This window comes from Microbacterium sp. LS_15, from assembly GCF_041954735.1.
Classification (GTDB): domain Bacteria; phylum Actinomycetota; class Actinomycetes; order Actinomycetales; family Microbacteriaceae; genus Microbacterium.
This window is the reverse complement of sequence record NZ_JAVAYD010000002.1, coordinates 312,835-330,209: the sequence shown is the minus strand read 5'-3', so window position 1 is coordinate 330,209 and position 17,375 is coordinate 312,835. Positions and strand designations below refer to the sequence as shown.

Genomic DNA, 17,375 nt, shown 5'->3' with positions numbered 1-17,375 from the left:
TCACGAGTGTGCGAGCCGACGCATCCCGATCACGGGGTGGGCATGCCGCCGTTCACGTTGAGCGTCTCACCGGCGACGTAGCTCGACTCGGCCGACGCGAGGAACACGTAGGCCGGCGCGAGCTCGGCCGGCTGCCCCATGCGTCCGAGCGGGGTCTCCTCGCCGAACTGCTCGATCTTCTCCTGCGGCTGGCCGTCGCTCGGCTGCAGCGGCGTCCAGATCGGCCCGGGCGCGACGGCGTTCACGCGGATGCCCTTCGGCGCGAGCTGGTCGGCGAGACCCTTCGTGAACGCGTTGATCGTCGCCTTGGTCGACGCGTAGTCGACGAGGATGCCCGACGGCGAGTACGCCTGGATCGAGGTCGTGTTGATGATCGTCGACCCGGGCTTCAGGTGCGGCAGGGCTGCCTTCGTGATCCAGAACATCGCGTAGACATTGGTCTTGAAGGTGTCGTCGAACTGCTCGTCGGTGATGTCGGTCAGCGACTCCTGGAAGATCTGCTTGCCGCCGTTGTTGACGAGGATGTCGAGCCCTCCGAGCGCGCCGACGGCCTCGGAGACCAGGGTGCGGCAGTACTCGGGGTCGCGCAGGTCGCCGGGGATGGTCGCGACGTTCGCACCCGCTTCGCGCAGGATGCCGGCGATGCGCGCCGCATCCTCCTCCTCCTCGGGCAGGTACGACAGGGCGACGTCCGCACCCTCACGGGCGAACGCGATCGCCGTGGCCGCACCGATGCCGGAGTCGCCGCCCGTGATGAGAGCCTTGCGGCCCTTCAGGCGGTCGGAGCCGCGGTACGACTCCTCGCCGAGGTCGGCCTTCGGGGTGAGGTCGGCGTCGAGGCCCGGCTCGGACATCTGCTGCTTCTGCGGTTCGATGTCGGAGTAGAGCTCTGCGGGGTTGACGAAGGTGTACTGGTCACGAGACATGGTGTGTCCTCTCCTTGTTTTCCGGTCTGTGGTCGGTCTGCGGTCCGGGCGGTCGGCCGCCCGGAGTGCGGTCAGCTGTCGGGCAGCAGGTCGTCGGGCATGACCTCGCGCATGGTCATGGCCGCGGTCAGGAACGCTAGATGGCTCAGCGCCTGCGGCGTGTTGCCCCAGGCCGAGCCGTCGTCGGCGTCGATCATCTCGGCGTAGATGCCGACGTCGTTCGCGAGGGCGAGCAGCTGGTCCATCCGCTCCCGCGCCTCCTGGTGACGGCCGACGCAGGCGAGCGCTTCGGTCAGCCAGAACGCGCATGCGACGAACGTCTTCTCCTCAGCCGAGACGCCGCTGTAGCGGTACAGCAGCGCGCCGGCCCCGAGCTCCTCGATCAGGGCGTCGATCGTCGTCGACATGCGCTCGCCGCGGTCGAAGCCGCTCGGCGCGTGCAGCAGGACCGACGCGTCGAGGGTGTCGGCGCCGGCATAGAAGACGTATGCGGAACGCTCCTCCGACCAGCAGTGCTCGTCGATCCAGTGACGGATGCGGTCGCGCTCCGCCCGCCACCGCTCGGCGCTCCCGGGGATGGCGCCCGCTTCGGCGAGGGCGACAGCATCCTCCAGTGCTTTCCAGCAGCCCATCTTCGATGACGTGTAGTGGCGCTCCTCCGGCAGCTCCCACATTCCCGAGTCGGGGTTGCGCCACACGTCGCAGGTGCGGTCGGCGATCTGCGACAGCATCCGTCCGGTGCCGATGTCGAGCACGTTTCCCGCGTCGACGTAGGTACGGCAGATCGCCATGAGGTCGCCGTACACGCCGAGCTGCAGCTGCTCGCCGGCCGGATTCCCGGTCACGACGGGTCCGAGGCCGTTCCAGCCGGACACGTCGTACTCGGTGGGCGCCGGTACGAGGCCGCCGTTGAGCGTGTACATGACGTGCAGGTCGTCGCCATGGCGGCGGATGGTGTGCAGCAGCCACGACAGGGCGGCGTGCGTCTCCTCGCGCAGCCCGAAGCGCACGAGCGCGTGTGTCGTGTACGCGAGGTCGCGCACCCACGCGTGCCGGTAGTCCCAGTTCTTCCCGCCCTCGGGGTTCTCGGGCAGCGAGGTGGTCGCGGCCGCGGCGATCGCGCCGGAGGGGCTGTAGATCAGCAGCTTGAGGGCGAGCGCGCTGCGCTGCACCTGCTCGCCCCACGGCCCGTCGTACGAGAACACCCGGGACCAGTGCTGCCAGTGCGCGATCGTGCGGTCGATGCCGTCGTCGACGTTGTGCGGGTCGGGCAGATGCAAGGGCTCATCGTGCGTGGCGGCGACCGCCAGCAGATGCCGTGACCCGGGTGCGGTGGTGAATGCCCCGGTGAGCTCGGCGCCGAGCGGGGCATCCGGGTCGGGGTCGGCCGGACCGTGTTCGAACCCCGTCAAGGCGAAAGCGGTCTTCCCGCTCCGGATCACGTCGCCGTGCTGCGCGCGCTCCAGCCACGGGGATGCCGTCTGCAGCGACGAACCCGGCTGCACGCGCCACCGCATGGCGACCGCGCCCTCGATGCCGTCGATGCGTCGGGCCAGCTCGGCCCACGGCATCCGTCCGGCGACGCCGGAGACCATCGCGTCGGTCACCCGCACCACGCCGTCGTCGGTCGTGAAGGTCGTCTCGAGCACGTTCGTGTCGGGGATGTACCGCCGCGCGGAGCGGAACTCCGAGACGGGCCGCAGCTCGAAGCATCCGCCGGTCTCGTCGTCGAGCAACCGCGCGAACACGGGCAGATCGGTGAGGTCGGGGAGCGGCAGCCAATCGACGCGTCCGTCATCGCCGATCAGCGCGACCGTGCGACCGTCGCCGATGGGCGCATACGAATCGATCGGTCGAACGGAGGGGGAGGACGGCATGTCCTCATGCTCGCCCCGCCCGCGCCGACGGGCAAAGACCTTGCGCGGCGGTGGGGGTGTGCGTTACGCGCGTGCGCAGAAGGATCGTGCGCAGAGGGTGTCGTCAGGGGCGCACGCGCACGGTGCGTCCCTCGAACGTCACGAGGTCACCGTCGTGCAGCTGGCGTCCGCGACGTCTGTCGACCTCACCGTTCACTCTCACGAAGCCGTCGATCACGACCTCTTTCGCGTCTCCGCCGGAGTCGAGCAGCCCCGAGTACTTCAGGAACTGACCGAGGCGGATCATCTCTCCGCCGATGGAGATCTCGTCGATCGGGCCGGAGTTCGTCATTCCAGAATGCTATCGCCGAGGGGAATGGGGAGCGGGGCGGAGACCGCCGCCTCGCCCCCGAAGCCGGAGGACGGGTTGCCGGCGGATCAGTCGTCGGAATCGGTGCCGACGACCGCGAAACCGGAGTCGAAGTCGATGTCGATCGACCGGCGGTCATCGGTCACGACCTGCGCGTCGTACGGGCTGGACGCGTCGTCGTCGGCATCGAGGTCGGTGACCACGCCGTCCGCCTCGGCGAGCGCGGCGGCGACGAGTGCGCGGATGGCCGCGTCGTCGAGAACGTACGCGGGCGCGGTGTCGTCCTCGTCCTCGTCGTGGGAGGACACCACCGTCGCCGTGCCCTCGGCATCGACGCGGACCTCGGTCTCTCCGCCGGTCGCGGTCGTGAGCTCGACCTCCCACGAGCCGTCGCGCTTCGCGTCGATCGATGTGACGTCTCCCTCGGCTGCGCCGCGCGCCGCGTTCGCGATGTCGACGATCTCGTCGGCGGATGCCGTGCCGATGCCGGACACGGGACCGTCGGCCGGTCTTCCGTCGGGACCATCGTCGTCGCGGCCGCGGTCGCCGGGGCGTCCGTCCTGCTGGCCCTGGCCGGGGCCATGGTCGTCGCGCGGTCCGTCGGAGAAGCCGGGACGGTCGTCATCGTCGCCGAACTCGTCGCCGATGGCCGCGCCGACCGCGACGCCACCCCCCGCGAGCAGCAGTGCGGCGAGCACCCCGCCGCCGATCAGCAGACCGCGCTTGCGGCCCTTCCTTACCCCGGGTGTGGGCTCCGCAGAGGTGGGCTCCGCAGGGACGGTTTCGGTGGCTTCGGGAGTGGCGGACGCCGGAGCGACGGGCACCGTCGGGGCATCCGGTGACGGGATCGGGGTGGTCTCGTCGGAGCTGTGGTCCTGGTTCGGGGTCTTGTCGTTCATGTCTCCGATGGTGGCGGAGGGGCGCTGAAGCGATCCTGAAGCCACCTGAAGCCCATTTCAGGAACGCGGGGAGGGCCGTGCGACGCGCTCACCGACCCGGATGGGCGAGAGGCAGCGTCACGACGAAGCGCGCCCCGCCCCAGCGCGAGTCGTCGACCGTGACCGCTCCGCCGGCGGCGGTGGCGATCGCGCGGACGATCGCGAGTCCGAGGCCGCTGCCCCCGGCATCCCGGCTCCTGGCCTCGTCGAGTCGCACGAAGCGTTCGAAGATGCGCTCGCGTTCCTCGGGGGGAACGCCGGCGCCGTCGTCCTCGACCGTGACGAACACGTGCCGGTCGGCGGGCGTGACGCCGATCGCGAGGCGTCCGCGGCTGTGCCGGGCGGCGTTGTCGGCGAGGTTGCGCAGCAGCTGTCCGAGCAGGCGGGGGTCGCCGTGGACCCGCGCTGCCGTGACGCCCGAGCCGTCGACGTCGAGGCCGGACGCCCGCAGCCGTCGCACTTCGCCGAGCGCGATGTCGTCGAGGTCGACGGGCTCGGCATGGGAGCCCGCACCCTCGTCGAGGCGGGCGAGCAGCAGCAGCGACTCGACGATGCCCTGCAGGCGCAGCCCCTCCTCCGACACGACCTCGGCCAGTTCGCCGATGCTGGTGGCGCCGGGGTGCGCCTGGGCGAGCTCGGCGTGCTGGCGGATGGTCGCGAGGGGTGATCGCAGTTCGTGCGAGGCGTCGGACACGAAGCGCCGCTGGGCGGTGGCTGAGGCGTCGAGCCTGTCCAGCATCCCGTTCATGGTGGTGGCGAGCGCGGCGATCTCATCGGCCGACGGCGGCACTGCGACGCGGCGGTGCAGGCGTTCGGCGGTGATGCCGTCGACCTCTTCGCGGATGCGGTTCACGGGACGCAGGGCGCGGCCGACGACGAGCCACGTCGTGACCGCCACGAGGATCAGCAGCAGCGGGACGGCCACGATCAGCAGCACCGCCACGGTCGACAGCGCCTCGTCGTCGTCGTCCAGACGCACCGCGAGCACGATCGTCTGATCGTCGCGCAGGTCCTCCGACACCACGAGCATCGGCGTGCCGTCGATCGTTCGGGTGTGAGTATCGCCGTCGAAGGGCAGCGCGGTCGAGCCCAGCTCGTCCTGTGCCTCTTCGCTCGCCGCGCGCACGACGCCGTCCGGGCCGATGATCTGCACGATCTCGTCGTCGAGGGTGCGGATGTCGCGGCCGCCGGGTCCGTCCAGCCGGTCGGCGAGCTCTTCCACGCGCTGCTCGGCGGCACGCTCGGTGTTGGCGCGGATGCTGGTGGTCAGGATGCCGTAGAACGAGAACGCTCCGACGATCAGCGCGACGGCGACGACGGCCGTGGCGCCGAGCGTCGTCCTGCCCCGAACGGAGCGCCAGCCGCGGCTACCCACCGTCGGCCGCCAACCGGTACCCGGCGCCGCGGATGGTCTCGATCGCCTCGCGGCCGAACGGCTTGTCGACCTTGCGGCGCAGGTGGCCGACGTACACCTCGACGATGTTCGGGTCGCCGTCGAAATCGTCGTCCCACACGCCGTCGATCAGGGAGCGCTTCGAGAGCACCTGGCCGCGGTGCCGCATCAGATGCTCGAGCACCGCGAACTCGCGTGCCGTGAGGGTGATGGCGGTGTCGCCGCGCCACACGCGGTGCGCGGCGGGGTCGAGACGCAGATCGCCCGCTTCGAGGACCGCGGGCCGGGCGACCGCTCCCCGCCGGACGAGCGCGCGGAGGCGGGCGACGAGGATCGCGAACGAGAACGGCTTCGTGACGTAGTCGTCGGCGCCGCTCTCGAGCGCCTCGACCTGATCCCACTCGCCGTCCTTCGCGGTGAGCATGAGCACGGGGGTCCAGTTCTCCTCCGCGCGCAGCGCCTCGCAGACCTTCCAGCCGCTCATCCCCGGCATCATGAGGTCGAGCACGATCGCGTCGTAGCGGGTCTCCCGCGCACGCCACAGCCCGTCGACGCCGTTGTGCGCGACATCGACTGCGAAGCCCTCGGCCTCGAGTCCTCGACGCACGGCGTCGGCGAGGCGCACCTCGTCGTCCACCACCAGGATCCGCATCTCTCCAGTGTGGTGGCCGCGTGCTGAATCCGGGCTGAAGAGCGCTCAGACCCGCAGGCGTGCCTGGATCACGCGGATGCTGTCCCCGCGCACCCCGCGGTCGAGCAGCCCCGGGCCGAGCGGCCCCGACGCGTCCTCGCCCAACGGCGGCAGACGGCGGAGGGCCGACGTCGCGGCGGCGCTGAGGAGTGCGAGCTGAGCGTCGATCTCCGACGCGGCGTCCGCCGGAGATGGACCGACGGCCTCGACAGCGTACGCGGCGGCGCCCAGGGCGTGCGCACCCATGTGAGCGACGCCGGCCGCCTGCGCGGCGGATCGCGCAGCGGCGACACCCGCCGGAGTGCTCGCGCTCGCCGCAGCACGCCCGGCCATGAATCGTCGGCGGATCTCGCCGGCGGCGTCCCGTTCTCCGCGTCCGAACGCCCTGGCGCGCGCGATGGCGTCGCGTGTCCGGCCGTCGCCAGGCGCCTCGCGCTCGAACAGCGGAAGCACCCGTTCGGCGCAGTCCGCCGCCCACAGCGCGAGCTCCCGACGGTCGGCCTCGCTCAAAGACTGCGGTGACAGCGACTTCGCCATCGCCGTCACCGCGCGCATCGTGCGGACAGGGGTCCGGCGACGCCCGCGCATCCGGAGGGGTCGGAGACGGGATGACGCCCGACGTCCTCGGTGCCGCGCGGAGATGCTGCGGGATCTGCGTTCTCCGCCGCGCGCGTGCGGCCACGGAGGTCTCCGATGATCGTCTGCATGTCCATACCTCCATGGTGACGTTGATGTGCTTATGTGGACCGGGATGCCGAGATCACAGGGAAGAGACAGGGAAACCCTCAAGTGACGCGCACGACATCGCAGCTCGCGAGCCTCGTCGGATACTCGACACAGCAGGTGCGTGACCTCGAGCGGCTCGGCGTGCTTCCTCCGTCGACGCGCGGGTCCAACGGCTACCGCCGCTACGAGCGCCGTCACGCCGTGGCGCTGCGCGCTTATCGCGATCTCGCCGCAGCGATCGGGCCGGTCAGCGCCAGGGCGCTTATGCCCTCGCTGATCGCCGACCCGGTCGAGATCGCGGCCGAGCGGATCGATGCACTGCATGTCGACATCGCCGACGAGCGGCGACGCGTGCGCGAGGCGCTGCAGGGACTGGAGGCGGCGATGACCGATGCCGACGACGTCTTCGAGGATGCCGATGCGATGTCGATCGCGGAGCTCGCCGTCGCCGTCGGAGTGCGCCCGTCGGCGCTGAGGCACTGGGAGAGGGAAGGCCTCGTGCATCCGGACCGCCGGCACGTGACGCGGTCGTACCGTGCGGCGGCCATCACCGAGGTGCGGATCGTCGCGGCTCTGCGGTCGGGCGGGTACAGCATCCCGCTGATCGCCGGCATTCTCGATCAGGTGCGCGAGAAGGGGATCACCGCCGACGCCGAGCGCGTGCTGACCGAACGGCTGAGCGCCCTCACCCGCCGCAGCGTCGCGCTGCTCGCCGCCGCATCCGCGCTGCACGAGCTGCTCGTCGGCTTCTGACGCCGCAGGCGAGCGCGCGCGCGACTCGGCGACTACCCTGAACGGGTGTCCGACTCCCCGCCGTTCAGCCCGACGATCGCGCTGCTGACCATCGTCACGGCGTGGGAGAAGGACTTCGCGGCGGCGCTCAAGCCGCTCGGGCTCACCTCCCGCAAGTACGCGCTGCTCGGCCACATCCGGTCGACACCCGGCATCTCCTTCAGCGAACTCGCCCGTCGGTCGCGCATCACCACACCCAGCGCACACGTGGCGGTGGCCGGACTCAAGAACGATGGGCTGGTCGCCGACGCCACCGAGCGCGCGGGCGCGGCGTCGCATCTGCAGGTGACGCCGCAGGGCGAGCGGATGCTGTCAGCCGCAGCGGAATCCCTTGCCGAGCTGGACGCGAGGTTCGCCGAGACGCATCCTGCGCTGAGCGGCGCGTTGCGCGCGGAGTTCGACGCGCGGAGGAATCGGAGCGGGTGACCTTTAGTTATACTAAAGGTATGGAGAACGCCCTTCTCGCCATCCACGTGCTCGCCGGCATCCTCTTCGTCGGACCGGTCGCCGTCACCACGAGCATCTTCCCGCGCTTCGCGCGCGCGCCGGCCGACGGCGGATCCGTCGCACCCGGTCTGGCCGTCGCGACGGTGCTGCATCGCATCACACGTGTGTATGGCATCCTCGCGCTCGTCGTCCCGCTGGTGGGCCTCGCGCTCGCCGCGGTGCAGGGTCGGCTGGGCGAGGTCTGGATCACGACAGCCATGGTGCTCACCGCTGTCGCCGGCGGACTTCTCGCGCTGCGGATCGTGCCGTCGCAGCGCGACGCGCTCGCCGCTCCGCTCGACGGGCGCGGGCGACGGACCCTCGGGATGATGACCGGTCTGTTCAACGTGATGTGGGCGGTCGTGGTGGTGCTGATGATCGTCCGGCCGGGTGCCGAGTGAGCCCGCTGCTGCGCACCCTCGAAGCGCTGTCAGCGCTCGAGCTGCTGAGCATCCTGGTGCTGCTCGGGAATCTGCTGACCGTGCACAGGGAGGGCGTCGCATCCGTGCTCGGTCCTGTGCACGGCGTCCTCTACCTGGCGGTCGCCGTGACGGCACTGCTCGGTCGTGGTCTTCTGCTCCGCACGCGCCTGATGGCGCTGATCCCCGTGCTCGGCGGGGTCCTCACCCTCGTGAACGTGCGGACGGAGTCGAGGCGGCGGTGAACGCACGGCCGATCGCCCGCGACGCGCACGTCGGCCGTCAGACGTCGGTGCGGAACCCGGATGCCTTGTGCGTGCCGTCGCAGAACGGCTTGATCGTCGACAGCCCGCACCGGCACAGAGCGACGGTCGGACGCGTGACTTCGATGGTCTCGCCGTCGACGGTCTGCAGAGCTGCGGCTCCTCTGACCAGCAGGGGTCCGTCGGGGTACGCCGTGATCGTGACGTCGTCGGCCGCTCTGCTCATGCCCGTGCCCCCGTGCGCAGCGACGACTCGCCCCGCTGCCAGGCGTCGAGGATGTGCCCGCCCATCCATCCGTCGACCGTCAGGCATGCCGAGGCGCCGAACATGATGTCGTCGAGCAGCTCCGGGTGGTCTTCGGCGAGGGCGCCGGCGAGGTCGCGCCCCGCGATCTGCTCGTGCACGGCATCCGCCTCGACGTGCTCGTCGAAGTAGTCGGTGACGTCGTCGGGGTAGCCGAGCCGGCGCAGCCCGTCTGCGTAAAGACGGCACGGGATCGACGAGGTCATCTCGTAGGCGGCGAGGTGTCCGACGATCGCACCGACCAGCCGCCGGTTCAGTCCGAACATCGACATGAGGTTGTGCGAGGCGAACGTGATCGCGGGCACATCGTCGACGTAGGTGCCGTAGGTGTCGTCGAGGCCCATGCCGCGCATCGCCCGCGCGAAGATCGTGGCGTGCACGCGGTCTGGTCGGCCGCCGCCGTACTCGTCGGTCTGGATCTCCACGAGCGCCGCCTTCGCCCGACCGTGCAGCCGCGGGATCGCCCAGGAGTGCGGGTCGGCCTCGCGCAGCGTGTAGATCGACCGCTGGATGAACATCTCCGCGGCGTTGTCGCGGGTCGCCTTCTTCGCCATGTACCGCGACAGGCTCGGGCCGGTGTCGGCCGCAGCGAGCGCGAACAGGGCGCGGCCCACGGCATCCACCGTCGGCTCGGGCGACTCCGGCTGCGGCACCTGCGCACGGAGGGCCGCCTCGAACGCCTCCTCGAGGATCCGGCGGGCGGCGATCAGCTCTGCGTCCCACTCCAGGTCGGGGTCGAGACCGGGCAGGGAGCCGTACGACGACGCGTACAGCAGGAACAGCGACAGCTGCACGTCGTCGTCTCGGACGACGTCGGTGACCGTCGGGAGCGCTGCGCCCGCGGCATCCGCCGGTCCGGTGTCGGCATGACCGCGGAGACGGCCGAGCACGGCCTCGCTGATCGGACCCCTCGCCGTGACGGTGTCGAGGGTGGAGTGTGCGAGCGCAGTCATCGGTGATGCTCCCATCGGTCGGATGATCGCAGTGTGCGCCTCTGCGCGAGGGCGACAAAGGGTCTTGACGCGGGGTGGTGCCGTGCGGAAGCACGCGATGCTCGACGGGGCGGGGGCGATGTGGTTGCATGGCGGCATGACCGGTATCCGGGGGGATGCGGCGAGACGGGCAGGCGTGCCGCTCGTTCTCGCGACGATGCTGCTGCTGGGCGGATGCGCCACCGCGACGGGGCCGGGAGCCGCACCGCCCACTCAGAGTCCCACCCCGACGCCGACAGTGGCGTGCCCGCTGGTGGAGGGGCAGACGCTGCCGCCCGAGTGCGCGCCGTACGACCCCGACCATGCGATGGCGCAGAACGATCGGCACCGAGAGCGGATGGATCTCGACGAGGACGCCCGGGCGGCCGCCGCACAGCCCGCAGCCGATCTGCAGCGCAGCCTCGAATCGCTGCAGGCTTCCGGCAGCATCTCGGTCGACGCCGTCGAGCAGGCTCTCGACGACGCCGGCCTCGTCGACCCGCAGGTGATGGGCGATGAGCGTGCCGTGGCGTTCGGCGCCGCGGCCCCCGCTGGCGGCTGCGTGTTCGGCGAGCTCCGCGCCGACGTGGTCACGGTCGACGTGGGCGGCTACATCATGGACGGCGGCTGCCTGCCCGCCCAGTGACCTGCGCCCCCAGTGATCTCGCGGTCGTGGATCAGGGATGCACGGGGTAGTGGCTGCTGATCGCAATGCGGTTCCAGCTGTTGAGGACCACGGCGAGCCACGTCACGGCGGCGATCTGCTTCTCGCTGAGCACGCCGTCGACGTCGACGCCCCGGTCGGGGAGGCGGCCGTGGTCGCCGATCATCGTCACCCGCTCGGCGATCTGCAGCGCTGCCTGCTCCTCGGGGCTGAAGTACTGCGACTCCCACCACCCGGCGACGACTGCGAGCCGGTCGGCGGTCTCCCCGGCCTTCACGGCATCGGCGCTGTGCATCCGCAGACAGAACGCGCAGCCGTTGAGCTGCGAGGCGCGCACCTTCACGAGTTCGACGAGCAGCGGCGAGAGCCCGGCATCCACTCCCGCGGCGACCGCCTGGTCGTTGAACTCGAGCATCGCCCGATAGGGGGCCGAGTAGATCTTGCCGATGTTCACGTGCGACACGTCGTCTCCTTGGTTCTGGGGGCGCCGGATGCGCCTCCACCGATATGACGACGCAGGGAGTCGGGGTGTGAGGGCGGGATCGGAGAACGCCCCCGGAGCGGGGCTCCGGGGGCGGCCGATCAGGAGGCGACGGAGACGGATGCGTCGGCGATGAGCCCGTCCATGAGACTGCGCGCGTTGCCGTAGCCCTCCGAGATCGCGGCGTGCTGCATGGTCAGCAGCACGTAGTCGGCGTTCTCGGCGATCGCGAACTCCTTCTCGATCGTGGTCCAGGCGGGGAGCACCCACGGCTTGCCGTTCGCGCGCGCGGCGGCGATCACGCGGCGGAAGTCGTCGAAGTCGGCCTCGGTCTGCCGGTACGCGCCGCGACCGCTCATGGCCGCGAGGTCGCCGGGGCCGATGAAGATACCGTCGACCGTGGGCAGGGCGGCGATGCCCTCGACGTCGCGCAGGGCCCGTGGATCCTCCACCATGGGGAAGACCTTGATGTCGCGGTCCTGGGCGGCGATCCACTCGTCGGAGTAGCCGCGGTAGCCCATGGTGCGACCACCCGCGAGGCTCCGTGATCCGAGCGGAGGGAACTTCGCGAAGTCGGTGATGCGCTTGGCGTGCTCCAGTCCCTCGATGTGCGGGATGATGACGCCGTCCGAGCCGAAGTCGAGGGCCTGCTGGATCGCGCCGCGCTCGGGCACCAGCACCTTCGAGAGCACCTCGAGGCCGAGCCCCTTGAGCAGCGGGATGAAGCGCTCGAGGGTCGCGAGGTCGAACGATCCGTGCTCGATGTCGAGCACCACGAAGTCGTAGCCGAGTCCGGCGACGATCTCGCCGATCGCGCTGCTGCCGTCCGAGAGCCAGGCCCCCTGCTTGAGTGTGTGAGTCATGATGTTCCTTTCGGTGTTCCGGGGTGCGGGCGTCAGGCGGACGCGACGACGGTGAAGCGGCGGTTGGCGAGTGAGGGGTTCACGCTACGCACCTGGGCGATGCGTTCGGGGCGGGCGTCGGCGACGGCGATGCCGGTCGACTCGCCGATCTCGCCGAGCGTGATCCCCATGGGGTCGACGATGATGCTGCCGCCGGTGCCCACTCCCGGCCCCTGCGACACCGCGGCGACGTAGAGGGTGTTCTCGATCGCGCGGGCGCGGGCGAGGGTGTTCCAGTGGTCCTCCTTGCGGGCCCCGGGCATCCAGGCGGCGGGGTAGAGCAGCAGGTCGACGCCGGCGTCGGCGTGCTCGCGCGCGACCTCGGGGAAGCGCAGGTCGTAGCACGTCAGCATCCCGACGGTCACGTCGTCGACCGTGAACGTCACCGGGCCCGTGATGTCGCCGGGGCGGATGTGGTCGGACTCCAGGAACCCGAACGCGTCGTACAGGTGGAGCTTGTGATAGACCCGCGACAGGCCCTCGTCGGGCGTCACGAGCACGAGCGTGTTGTAGCCGCGGGCCTCTCCGTCGATGGATTCGAGCATGCCGGCGACGATCGAGATCCCGGTGCGTCGCGACAGCTCGGCGAGTCCCGTCACGAACGGTCCGTCGAGCGACTCGCCCTGCTTCACGAACTCCTCGTCGAGGGTGGGGACGTCGAACATCGCGAACTCCGGGAAGACGACGAGGCGCGCTCCGGCAGCCGCCGCCTCCTCGGTGAGCCGGGAGATCTCCGCGAGGTTCGCGGCCTTGTCGTCGCCCGAGACCATCTGGCCGATCGCGAACTTCATGATGAACCTTCTTCCGTGGTGAGGCTCTCCGGGACGGAGAGCTCGGTGATGCAGTGCTGCACGAACGCCCGGCCGACCGCGTCGAGGCGGCGGTCGAACCAGGAGATCGAGGTCGTGAGTCCCACCGAGGGGTTCACGAGCGTGCGGTAGACGACGTTGTGCTGCGGGATGTCCGACAGCGACTTCGGGATGAAGCAGACGCCCATCCCGGCCGACACCATCGCTGCCTGGTCGAGGTACGAGCCCATGACCTCGAGCGAGCGCGGCGAGAATCCGGCGCGCATGCACGCGGTGACCACCGCGTCGTAGCCCGTCGGGTTGGCGGTGCGCGGCCCCTGCAGGATGCGTTCGTTGCGCAGCATCGCGAAGTCGACCTCGTCGACCCCCGCGAGCGGGTGGTCGTCGGGGAGGGCCACGAGGTACTCCTCGGCGAACAGCGCCGTCGACGAGAGGTCCTTGAGGTCGGGCTCGGTGAGCAGGATGGCGACGTCGATCGACCCCTGCTCCAGCTCGTCGACGAGCAGGGAGGTCGGGATGCTGCGCACCTGCACCGTCGCGGTCGGATGCGCGCGGATGAACTGCCGAACGGCGCGAGCCGGTGAGCTGAACATCATCGCGGGCACGATGCCGACCCGCACCCGCCCGAACTCGTGGCTGCGCTGGTCGTCGAGCAGCTGGGTGATGTGCTGCATGGCCTCCAGCACCCGCCGGCATCGGTAGTAGAACTCGCGGCCCGCCTCGGTCGGCGTGATCGGACGCGTGGTGCGGTCGATCAGGGCGACCCCCACGTCCTTCTCCAGCCGGGAGATCTGCTGCGAGAGGGCCGGCGCCGTGATGAAGAGGCTGTCGGCCGCCTGCTTGAAGCCGCCGGCATCCACCAGCGTCACGAACAGCTCCAGTCGTCGTGTCTCCATGCGCTAGGCCCTCCTCGACGCGAGGCGCTCCGCGCGCCGCACCCGCTGGATCTCGGGGTCGGGCACGGGCGCGGCGGCGATGAGACGCTTCGTGTAGTCGTCGTGCGGGTGGTGCAGCACCTCCTCGGTCGGTCCCTCTTCGACGACGTCGCCGTGCCGCAGCACGACCACGCGGTTCGACAGGGTCTCGACCACCGACAGGTCGTGGCTGATGAACAGGCACGAGAACCCGAGCTCGCGCTGCAGCGCCAGGAACAGGTCGAGCACCTGCGCCTGCACCGACACGTCGAGCGCCGAGGTCGGCTCGTCGGCGATCATCAGCACCGGGTCGGTCGCGATCGCGCGAGCGATGCCGATGCGCTGCCGCTGCCCGCCCGACAGCTCGTGCGGGTAGCGATCGGACCAGTCCGGGTTCAGTTGCACGCGCTCCAGGAGCTCCTTCGCCCGCACCCTCCGCGCGCGGGGATCGCGCACGAGCCCCTGCCACAGCAGCGGGTCGGAGATCGCCTGCCCGATCGTGCGCCGGGGATTCAGAGAGGATGCCGGGTCCTGGAAGACCATCGTGACGTGGCGTCGCAGCTGGCGCAGCGCACGCCCCGGTCGCCCGGTGATGCGCTCGCCGCGCACCTCGAGGGTGCCCTCGGTCACCGGAAGGAGGCCGATCGCGGCCTTGCCGATCGTCGACTTGCCCGATCCGGATTCGCCGACCAGGCCGACGATCTCGCCGCGCTGCACCTCGAGGTCGATGCCGTTGATGGCCTGGAACCCGGGGCGGCGCCAGCGTCCGGGGTACCGGATCACGGCATCCTCCAGCCGCAGCACCGTCTCGGGCAGCGGGGTGGTGGCGGTCACGCCGTCGATGCGCAGCTTGTTGCCCGCGGCGGCCAGGAAGTCGTCGGCCTTGCCGAGATGCGGCACTGCGGCGAGCAGTGCCTGCGTGTACGGCTCCTGCGGGCTCTTGAACAGCCGAGCGGACGGCGCCCCCTCCACGACGCGGCCGTCCTTCATGACCACCACCTCGTCGGCGACGTCGGCCACCACGCCCATATCGTGCGTGATGATGAGCACCGCCATCCCCATGCGCTCCTGGATCTCGGCGATGAGGTCGAGGATCTCGGCCTGCACGGTCACATCGAGCGCCGTGGTCGGCTCGTCGGCGATCAGCAGGTCGGGCTCCGACGAGATCGCCATCGCGATCATCGCGCGCTGGCGCTGGCCGCCCGAGAGCTGGTGCGGATAGTGGTCGACCTTCTCCTCCGGAGCCGGCATGTGCACGTCGCGCAGCAGCTGCACCGCGCGCTCACGCGCCACCCTGTGGTCGAGGTCGTGGTGGCTGGTGAGGGCCTCGATCAGCTGATGCCCGATCGTGTAGACGGGGTTCAGCGCCGTCATCGGCTCCTGGAAGATCGTCGCGATGCGGGATCCCCTCAGCGGCCTCAGCCCCTTGTCGCGCAACGGCACGAGGTCGGTGCCGTCGAAGAGGATGCGTCCCGTGCGTCGCGCGTTGGGAGGGAGGAGGTCGAGGATCGACATCGCCGTGACCGATTTGCCGGAGCCCGACTCGCCCACGAGGGCGAGCGTCTTGCGACGGTCGACGCTGAACGACACCTCGTGGGTGACCTGGCGCCAGCCGTCGGGAGTGGCGAACTCGACGGACAGGCCGTCGACCTGCAGCAGCGGGTCGTTCATGAGCGCTTCTTCGCTTTCGGGTCGAGGAGGTCGCGGAGGGCGTCGCCGAGGATGCCGAACGCGAGGATCGTCAGGACGATGACCGCGCCCGGCACGAGCAGCACGTGCGGATCGGTCGTCAGGTACCGCTGACCCTGCGCCACCATCGAGCCCCACGACGGGGTGGGCGGCACGACGCCGAGGCCGAGGTAGCTGAGTCCGGACTCCATGAGGATCGCCGCAGCCATCGTCAGGGAGAACTGCACGATGATGGGCGCCGAGACGTTCGCGAGAACGGTGCGGAACAGGATGACGACCGTCGGCGCTCCGAACGTGCGCGCCGCGTCGACGTACTCCTCGCGCTTCGTCGACAGCACCTGTCCGTAGGTGATGCGGGCGAAGATCGGGGCGAACAGCACACCCATCGCGATGATGAGGGTCACCGGGCCCGGCCCGTAGAGCGTCACGGCGAGCAGTGCGAGGACGATGGGCGGGAACGCGAGGATGACGTCGACGATGAGCCGCATCGTGACCACTTCGGTGAGGCCGTTGAAGTAGGCGCCGAGCAGGCCGAGCAGGGTGCCGAGCACCGCGGCGAGCACCGTGGCGCCGAGGGCGATGAACAGCTCGACCTGTGCGCCGAACATGATGCGCGAGAGGATGTCGCGCCCCAGCTCGTCGGTGCCGAGCAGGTGCCCTGGACTGAAGATCGGCTGCAGGCGGATCGCGACGTTCTGGGCGATCGGGTCATACGGGGCGAGCAGCGGCGCGAACGCCATGAGCACGATGATGACGACGAGGTACACCACCATGACGCTGCGCAGCGGGGTGATCGCCTGACGGAGGCGGGGGCTGATCTTCATGCTCGCCTCACTCGGGGGTCGAGGATTCCGTAGGTGATGTCGACGACGATGTTGATCGCGATGAACAGCATCGCGATCACGATCACGACGCCCTGCACGACCGGGTAGTCGCGTGTCGTGACGCCGTCGACGAGGAGGCTCGACAGGCCCGGGTAGTTGAAGACGCGCTCCACGAGCACGGTCGACCCGAGCAGGGTGCCGAAGCCGATGCCGACGACCGTGACCACCGGGGTCAGGGAGTTGCGCAGCACGTGCCGGCGGAACACCGTCACCGGCGCGAGTCCGATCGACTTCGCGGTACGCACCCAGTCCTGCGTCTGCACCTCGAGCACCGCCGACCTCGTCATGCGGGCGATTTGGGCCGCGAACCCGACCGCCAGCGAGATCGCCGGAAGGGTGAGGCTCTTGATCGCCCCGAGGAAGTCCTTCGACGGGTCGACGTAGCCGCCCGCGGGGAAGAGGCCGAGGGTGATCGAGAAGACGAGGATGAGCACGGCGCCGAACACGAACACGGGCAGGGCGACGCCGATCGAGCTGAGCGCGGTGACCAGCGTGTCGACCCATCCGCCGCGGCGGGCCGCGAGGGCTCCCATCGCGACGCCGATCACGATCGACAGGACCGTGGCGTACGCGACGAGGAGGAGGGTGCGCGGGAGGCGGGCGCCGATGGCCTCGAGCACGGGCTGAGAGGTGCGGAACGACTCGCCCAGGTCGCCGGTGAAGACGCCGGAGAGGAACGACAGGTACTGGGTGAGGAGCGGCTGATTGAGGCCCAGCTGCTCGCGGAGGGCCGCGACGGCCTCCGGGCTGGGCGCCCCGCCGTCGCCCGTGCTGAGGAGCAGCACGGCGGGGTCGCCCGGAACGAGTTGCAGTGCGGAGAAGATGAGGGTGAGGACCAGCAGGACCAGTCCCACCCCCATCGCCAGCCGCTTCGCGATGAAGAGGATCACAGCGGGG

21 protein-coding genes are annotated in these 17,375 nt (G+C 70.3%); 5 read left to right on the top strand and 16 right to left on the bottom strand.

Annotation, left to right across the window (positions count from 1 at the left end):
* Positions 1-29: 29 nt before the first annotated feature.
* The 7 genes from RAC69_RS05740 to RAC69_RS05710 form a co-directional block, all read right to left on the bottom strand.
* Positions 30-926: an SDR family oxidoreductase gene (locus tag RAC69_RS05740; protein WP_375085785.1), complete on the bottom strand. Its 897-nt coding sequence runs from the start codon at positions 924-926 to the stop codon at positions 30-32.
* Positions 927-997: 71 nt separating this feature from the next.
* Positions 998-2,803, bottom strand: coding sequence for a glycoside hydrolase family 15 protein (locus RAC69_RS05735; RefSeq protein WP_375085783.1), 1,806 nt, complete (start codon positions 2,801-2,803; stop codon positions 998-1,000).
* 103 nt (positions 2,804-2,906) lie between these two features.
* Positions 2,907-3,134: an RNA-binding S4 domain-containing protein gene (locus RAC69_RS05730; protein WP_375085781.1), complete on the bottom strand. Its 228-nt coding sequence runs from the start codon at positions 3,132-3,134 to the stop codon at positions 2,907-2,909.
* An 86-nt stretch (positions 3,135-3,220) separates the two neighbouring features.
* Positions 3,221-4,051 carry a PepSY domain-containing protein gene (locus RAC69_RS05725; protein WP_375085779.1) on the bottom strand — a complete coding sequence of 277 codons (831 nt, stop codon included), beginning with the start codon at positions 4,049-4,051 and terminating at the stop codon, positions 3,221-3,223.
* Positions 4,052-4,139: 88 nt separating this feature from the next.
* Positions 4,140-5,465 carry a sensor histidine kinase gene (locus RAC69_RS05720; RefSeq protein WP_375085777.1) on the bottom strand — a complete coding sequence of 442 codons (1,326 nt, stop codon included), beginning with the start codon at positions 5,463-5,465 and terminating at the stop codon, positions 4,140-4,142.
* Positions 5,458-6,135: a response regulator transcription factor gene (locus RAC69_RS05715; protein ID WP_375085776.1), complete on the bottom strand. Its 678-nt coding sequence runs from the start codon at positions 6,133-6,135 to the stop codon at positions 5,458-5,460. Before RAC69_RS05715 ends, RAC69_RS05720 begins: the two co-directional genes overlap by 8 nt.
* Positions 6,136-6,180: 45 nt before the next feature.
* Positions 6,181-6,711, bottom strand: a complete 531-nt coding sequence (locus tag RAC69_RS05710) for a putative immunity protein (RefSeq protein ID WP_375085775.1) — start codon at positions 6,709-6,711, stop codon at positions 6,181-6,183.
* A 252-nt stretch (positions 6,712-6,963) separates the two neighbouring features.
* On the opposite strand from RAC69_RS05710, the gene RAC69_RS05705 reads away from it, so the two are divergent.
* The 4 genes from RAC69_RS05705 to RAC69_RS05690 are packed head-to-tail and all read left to right on the top strand — an operon-like array spanning position 6,964 to position 8,842.
* Entirely contained in the window at positions 6,964-7,653 is a 690-nt protein-coding gene (locus RAC69_RS05705) for a MerR family transcriptional regulator (protein ID WP_375085774.1), read from the top strand.
* Between the two features lie 45 nt (positions 7,654-7,698).
* Positions 7,699-8,118 carry a MarR family winged helix-turn-helix transcriptional regulator gene (locus RAC69_RS05700; protein WP_375085773.1) on the top strand — a complete coding sequence of 140 codons (420 nt, stop codon included), beginning with the start codon at positions 7,699-7,701 and terminating at the stop codon, positions 8,116-8,118.
* 20 nt (positions 8,119-8,138) lie between these two features.
* Positions 8,139-8,579, top strand: coding sequence for a hypothetical protein (locus RAC69_RS05695; RefSeq protein ID WP_375085771.1), 441 nt, complete (start codon positions 8,139-8,141; stop codon positions 8,577-8,579).
* Complete coding sequence (locus RAC69_RS05690) at positions 8,576-8,842, top strand: hypothetical protein (protein ID WP_375085770.1); 267 nt, start codon at positions 8,576-8,578, stop codon at positions 8,840-8,842. Before RAC69_RS05695 ends, RAC69_RS05690 begins: the two co-directional genes overlap by 4 nt.
* 37 nt (positions 8,843-8,879) lie before the next feature.
* On the opposite strand, the gene RAC69_RS05685 is transcribed toward RAC69_RS05690, so the two are convergent.
* Together RAC69_RS05685 and RAC69_RS05680 are read right to left on the bottom strand one after the other, a co-directional pair.
* Positions 8,880-9,086 carry a CDGSH iron-sulfur domain-containing protein gene (locus tag RAC69_RS05685; RefSeq protein WP_375085768.1) on the bottom strand — a complete coding sequence of 69 codons (207 nt, stop codon included), beginning with the start codon at positions 9,084-9,086 and terminating at the stop codon, positions 8,880-8,882.
* The gene (locus RAC69_RS05680; RefSeq protein WP_375085767.1) at positions 9,083-10,117 is read right to left on the bottom strand and encodes an iron-containing redox enzyme family protein; all 1,035 of its coding nucleotides are present in this window, start codon (positions 10,115-10,117) and stop codon (positions 9,083-9,085) included. The genes RAC69_RS05685 and RAC69_RS05680 overlap by 4 nt, the downstream gene beginning before the upstream one ends.
* A 136-nt stretch (positions 10,118-10,253) precedes the next feature.
* Between RAC69_RS05680 and RAC69_RS05675 the strand changes: the two genes are divergently transcribed.
* Positions 10,254-10,781 (top strand): hypothetical protein, encoded by a 528-nt coding sequence (locus RAC69_RS05675; protein ID WP_375085765.1) that lies wholly within the window; start codon positions 10,254-10,256, stop codon positions 10,779-10,781.
* 31 nt (positions 10,782-10,812) lie between these two features.
* Here RAC69_RS05675 and RAC69_RS05670 read toward each other — a convergent pair whose 3' ends face one another.
* From RAC69_RS05670 to RAC69_RS05640, 7 genes are all read right to left on the bottom strand, one after another.
* On the bottom strand, positions 10,813-11,262 hold the full coding sequence (locus RAC69_RS05670; RefSeq protein WP_375085764.1) for a carboxymuconolactone decarboxylase family protein: 450 nt from the start codon (positions 11,260-11,262) through the stop codon (positions 10,813-10,815).
* A 119-nt stretch (positions 11,263-11,381) separates the two neighbouring features.
* Positions 11,382-12,143, bottom strand: coding sequence for an HpcH/HpaI aldolase/citrate lyase family protein (locus RAC69_RS05665; RefSeq protein WP_375085762.1), 762 nt, complete (start codon positions 12,141-12,143; stop codon positions 11,382-11,384).
* Between the two features lie 32 nt (positions 12,144-12,175).
* Positions 12,176-12,973: a carbon-nitrogen hydrolase family protein gene (locus RAC69_RS05660; RefSeq protein WP_375085760.1), complete on the bottom strand. Its 798-nt coding sequence runs from the start codon at positions 12,971-12,973 to the stop codon at positions 12,176-12,178.
* Positions 12,970-13,887, bottom strand: coding sequence for a LysR substrate-binding domain-containing protein (locus RAC69_RS05655; protein ID WP_341932946.1), 918 nt, complete (start codon positions 13,885-13,887; stop codon positions 12,970-12,972). Before RAC69_RS05655 ends, RAC69_RS05660 begins: the two co-directional genes overlap by 4 nt.
* A 3-nt stretch (positions 13,888-13,890) precedes the next feature.
* Positions 13,891-15,576, bottom strand: a complete 1,686-nt coding sequence (locus RAC69_RS05650) for an ABC transporter ATP-binding protein (RefSeq protein ID WP_375085758.1) — start codon at positions 15,574-15,576, stop codon at positions 13,891-13,893.
* Complete coding sequence (locus RAC69_RS05645) at positions 15,573-16,418, bottom strand: ABC transporter permease (protein WP_341932948.1); 846 nt, start codon at positions 16,416-16,418, stop codon at positions 15,573-15,575. Before RAC69_RS05645 ends, RAC69_RS05650 begins: the two co-directional genes overlap by 4 nt.
* Entirely contained in the window at positions 16,415-17,368 is a 954-nt protein-coding gene (locus RAC69_RS05640; protein ID WP_375085756.1) for an ABC transporter permease, read from the bottom strand. Before RAC69_RS05640 ends, RAC69_RS05645 begins: the two co-directional genes overlap by 4 nt.
* Positions 17,369-17,375 lie beyond the last annotated feature (7 nt).

Coding starts and splice junctions, on each gene's coding strand:
- RAC69_RS05665 (WP_375085762.1), bottom strand. CDS start 12,143: ATGACTCACACACTCAAGCAGGGGGCCTGGCTCTCGGACGGCAGCAGC.
- RAC69_RS05645 (WP_341932948.1), bottom strand. CDS start 16,418: ATGAAGATCAGCCCCCGCCTCCGTCAGGCGATCACCCCGCTGCGCAGC.
- RAC69_RS05715 (WP_375085776.1), bottom strand. CDS start 6,135: ATGCGGATCCTGGTGGTGGACGACGAGGTGCGCCTCGCCGACGCCGTG.
- RAC69_RS05695 (WP_375085771.1), top strand. CDS start 8,139: ATGGAGAACGCCCTTCTCGCCATCCACGTGCTCGCCGGCATCCTCTTC.
- RAC69_RS05740 (WP_375085785.1), bottom strand. CDS start 926: ATGTCTCGTGACCAGTACACCTTCGTCAACCCCGCAGAGCTCTACTCC.
- RAC69_RS05710 (WP_375085775.1), bottom strand. CDS start 6,711: ATGGCGAAGTCGCTGTCACCGCAGTCTTTGAGCGAGGCCGACCGTCGG.
- RAC69_RS05725 (WP_375085779.1), bottom strand. CDS start 4,051: ATGAACGACAAGACCCCGAACCAGGACCACAGCTCCGACGAGACCACC.
- RAC69_RS05675 (WP_375085765.1), top strand. CDS start 10,254: ATGACCGGTATCCGGGGGGATGCGGCGAGACGGGCAGGCGTGCCGCTC.
- RAC69_RS05730 (WP_375085781.1), bottom strand. CDS start 3,134: ATGACGAACTCCGGCCCGATCGACGAGATCTCCATCGGCGGAGAGATG.
- RAC69_RS05735 (WP_375085783.1), bottom strand. CDS start 2,803: ATGCCGTCCTCCCCCTCCGTTCGACCGATCGATTCGTATGCGCCCATC.
- RAC69_RS05680 (WP_375085767.1), bottom strand. CDS start 10,117: ATGACTGCGCTCGCACACTCCACCCTCGACACCGTCACGGCGAGGGGT.
- RAC69_RS05650 (WP_375085758.1), bottom strand. CDS start 15,576: ATGAACGACCCGCTGCTGCAGGTCGACGGCCTGTCCGTCGAGTTCGCC.
- RAC69_RS05660 (WP_375085760.1), bottom strand. CDS start 12,973: ATGAAGTTCGCGATCGGCCAGATGGTCTCGGGCGACGACAAGGCCGCG.
- RAC69_RS05685 (WP_375085768.1), bottom strand. CDS start 9,086: ATGAGCAGAGCGGCCGACGACGTCACGATCACGGCGTACCCCGACGGA.
- RAC69_RS05655 (WP_341932946.1), bottom strand. CDS start 13,887: ATGGAGACACGACGACTGGAGCTGTTCGTGACGCTGGTGGATGCCGGC.